The 219-nt window shown below is 25.6% G+C and carries 1 protein-coding gene; it reads right to left on the reverse strand.

Annotated features, from left to right (window positions below):
• Window positions 1-219 (reverse strand): hypothetical protein (locus B0D78_RS13115; RefSeq protein WP_168170155.1); only part of this gene is annotated, 219 nt, incomplete at both ends.

A 219-nucleotide genomic window follows, 5' to 3' on the forward strand; every position in this document is an offset into this window, starting at 1 on the left:
CTTACAGCATAGTATTCATCTATATATTCTGCAATATTATCTTCAAGTTCATCTACTAATATTAATTTTTCCAACACCTGAATATTTGCTATTTTTTCTTCTAACAATTTTATATCTACATCTTCAACTAATTCTAATTGTTTGAAAGCTAGTTTAGAATTTGGTCTTAGTCCCTTTAAAAATCCGTTTGTTAATTTGACATTTCCTTCAATATACTTA

The sequence above is a fragment of the Pyramidobacter sp. C12-8 genome (assembly GCF_002007215.1).
Taxonomy (GTDB): Bacteria; Synergistota; Synergistia; order Synergistales; family Dethiosulfovibrionaceae; genus Pyramidobacter.